The sequence below is a fragment of the Eubacterium sp. AF19-12LB genome (assembly GCF_003479125.1).
Taxonomy (GTDB): Bacteria; Bacillota; Clostridia; order Lachnospirales; family Lachnospiraceae; genus Eubacterium_U; species Eubacterium_U album.
Genome location: NZ_QUGP01000027.1, coordinates 1 through 3,129, shown reverse-complemented (window position 1 = coordinate 3,129; position 3,129 = coordinate 1). Strand labels below are relative to the sequence as shown.

The following is a 3,129-nucleotide window of genomic DNA, read 5'->3' as shown; positions in this document are numbered from 1 at the left end:
TCAAAAAGATTGTACATTGAAAACTGCATACTGAAATAATCTAGAAAAAGAATGTCATATAGTAAAATATATGCACATGCCAATTTCAAGACATCCGAGGCGCATCGAAAGATGCGAACAAACACAAGAGAAAATAAACTCAAAAGAAAGCCATCCGGTGTAACGCTATACACCGAGAGAAAAGATGGTTAAGCTAATAAGAGCGCAGGGTGGATGCCTTGGCACTAAGAGCCGAAGAAAGACGTGATAAGCTGCGATAAGCGACGGAGAGGAGCAAATATCCAATGATCCGTTGATTTCTGAATGGGGAAACCCGGCTGGAAGAACTCCAGTCACTGCATGGTAAATACATAGCCATGCAGAGGGAACCCGGTGAACTGAAACATCTAAGTAGCCGGAGGAAGAGAAAGAAAAATCGATTTTCAAAGTAGCGGCGAGCGAAATGGAAAGAGGCCAAACCATGGTGCGTGCACCGTGGGGTTCGGACTGCATAAATGATTCTTGAGAGTTAGCAGAACGGTTTTGGGAAAGCCGGCCAAAGAGGGTGAAAGCCCCGTAAGCGAAAACTTAAAAGACATGGCAGTATCCAGAGTACATCGAGACACGAGAAACCTTGATGGAAAGAGCGGGGACCACCCCGTAAGCCTAAATACTCCTTAGTGACCGATAGCGCATAGTACTGTGAAGGAACGGTGAAAAGAACCCCGGGAGGGGAGTGAAAGAGAACCTGAAACCCTGTGTTTACAAGCTGTGGAAGAGCTATACATGCTCGACCGCGTACTTTTTGTAGAACGGTCCGGCGAGTTACGCTTACTGGCGAGGTTAAGTACTTAAGGTATGGAGCCGAAGGGAAACCAAGTCTTAACAGGGCGAAAAGTCAGTGAGAGTAGACCCGAAACCGGGTGACCTATCCATGTCCAGGATGAAGTTGCCGTAAAAGGCAATGGAGGTCCGAACACACATCCGTTGAAAAGGGTGGTGATGAGGTGTGGATAGCGGAGAAATTCCAATCGAACCCGGAGATAGCTGGTTCTCCTCGAAATAGCTTTAGGGCTAGCCTCAATTTAGTCTTGCGGAGGTAGAGCACTGAATATCCTAGGGGGCGTCAAAGCTTACCGAAGATTATCAAACTCCGAATGCCGTAAAGATGATGATTGGGAGTCAGACTGCACGAGATAAGTTGGGTAGTCAAAAGGGAAACAGCCCAGACCTCCAGCTAAGGTCCCAAAGTGAGTGTTAAGTGGAAAAGGATGTGGGATTTCGAAGACAACTAGGATGTTGGCTCAGAAGCAGCCATACATTCAAAGAGTGCGTAATAGCTCACTAGTCGAGAGGTCCTGCGCCGAAAATGTCCGGGGCTAAAACACAACACCGAAGCTGAGGAATGACATAGTCATTGGTAGAGGAGCATTCTTAGCTCGACGAAGCTGTACCGAAAGGAGCAGTGGAGGGATAAGAAGAGAGAATGCCGGAATGAGTAGCGAGAGTGAGGTGAGAATCCTCACGGCCGAATATCTAAGGTTTCCAGGGTAAAGCTGATCTGCCCTGGGTAAGTCGGGGCCTAAGGCGAGGTCGAAAGACGTAGTCGATGGATAACAGGTTGAGATTCCTGTACTACAATGTATCAGAACTGTGGGGACACAGACAGAGAGCCAGAGCCGGAAATGGAAAAGCCGGTGCAAGCGAGGTAGGAGAACAGTAGGCAAATCCGCTGTTCAATCTGAAGACGTGATGCGGAGCGAAATAAAAGTAGCGAAGCTGGTGAGCTGGCTGTCGAGAAAAGCCGCTATAGTGTACATTGTACCCGTACCGTAAACCGACACAGGTAGATGAGGAGAGAATCCTAAGGCCGACGGAAGAAGCATTGTTAAGGAACTCGGCAAAATGACCCCGTAACTTCGGGATAAGGGGTGCCTGAGAAATCAGGCCGCAGAGAATTGGCCCAAGCAACTGTTTAGCAAAAACACAGGTCTATGCGAAACCGAAAGGTGATGTATATGGGCTGACGCCTGCCCGGTGCTGGAAGGTTAAGAGGAGAGGTTAGCATAAGCGAAGCTTTGAATTTAAGCCCCAGTAAACGGCGGCCGTAACTATAACGGTCCTAAGGTAGCGAAATTCCTTGTCGGGTAAGTTCCGACCCGCACGAAAGGCGTAATGATTTGGGCACTGTCTCGACAATGCATCCGGTGAAATTGAAGTACCAGTGAAGATGCTGGTTACCTGCGCCAGGACGGAAAGACCCCATGGAGCTTTACTCTAGCTTGATACTGGGATTCGATATTGCATGTACAGGATAGGTGGGAGACTAGGAGACGTGAACGCCAGTTTGCGAGGAGTCGCCCTTGGGATACCACCCTTGCAGTATTGGGTTTCTAACATGCAGCCGTGAACCGGCTGGTGGACAATGTCAGGTGGGGAGTTTGACTGGGGCGGTCGCCTCCGAAAGGGTATCGGAGGCGCTCAAAGGTTCCCTCAGAATGGTCGGAAACCATTCGCAGAGTGCAAAGGCATAAGGGAGCTTGACTGCGACACCGACGGGTGGAGCAGGTACGAAAGTAGGACTTAGTGATCCGGTGGTATAAAGTGGGATTGCCATCGCTCAACGGATAAAAGCTACCCTGGGGATAACAGGCTTATCACTCCCAAGAGTTCACATCGACGGAGTGGTTTGGCACCTCGATGTCGGCTCATCGCATCCTGGGGCTGTAGTAGGTCCCAAGGGTTGGGCTGTTCGCCCATTAAAGCGGTACGCGAGCTGGGTTCAGAACGTCGTGAGACAGTTCGGTCCCTATCCGGCGTGGGCGTAGGATATTTGAGAGGAGCTGTCCTTAGTACGAGAGGACCGGGATGGACGAACCTCTGGTGTATCTGTTGCATTACCAAATGCATGGCAGAGTAGCCAAGTTTGGAAGGGATAAACGCTGAAGGCATCTAAGCGTGAAGCCCCCCTCAAGATGAGATATCCCATACGAAAGTAGTAAGACCCCTTGAAGACTACAAGGTTGATAGGTCAGAGGTGGAAGCGTGGTAACACGTGCAGCTGACTGATACTAATAGGTCGAGGGCTTAACCATAAGGAAGGAATTTGAGGAAAAGTTATCCAAGGAAGGAAAGAGATTGGAAGATTAG

The 3,129-nt window shown here is 49.4% G+C and carries 1 rRNA gene; it reads left to right on the top strand.

The features are described 5' to 3' along the window. Nucleotides 1-186: 186 nt before the first annotated feature. Nucleotides 187-3,074: ribosomal RNA gene (locus DWX29_RS12360) — 23S ribosomal RNA — on the top strand. Nucleotides 3,075-3,129 lie beyond the last annotated feature (55 nt).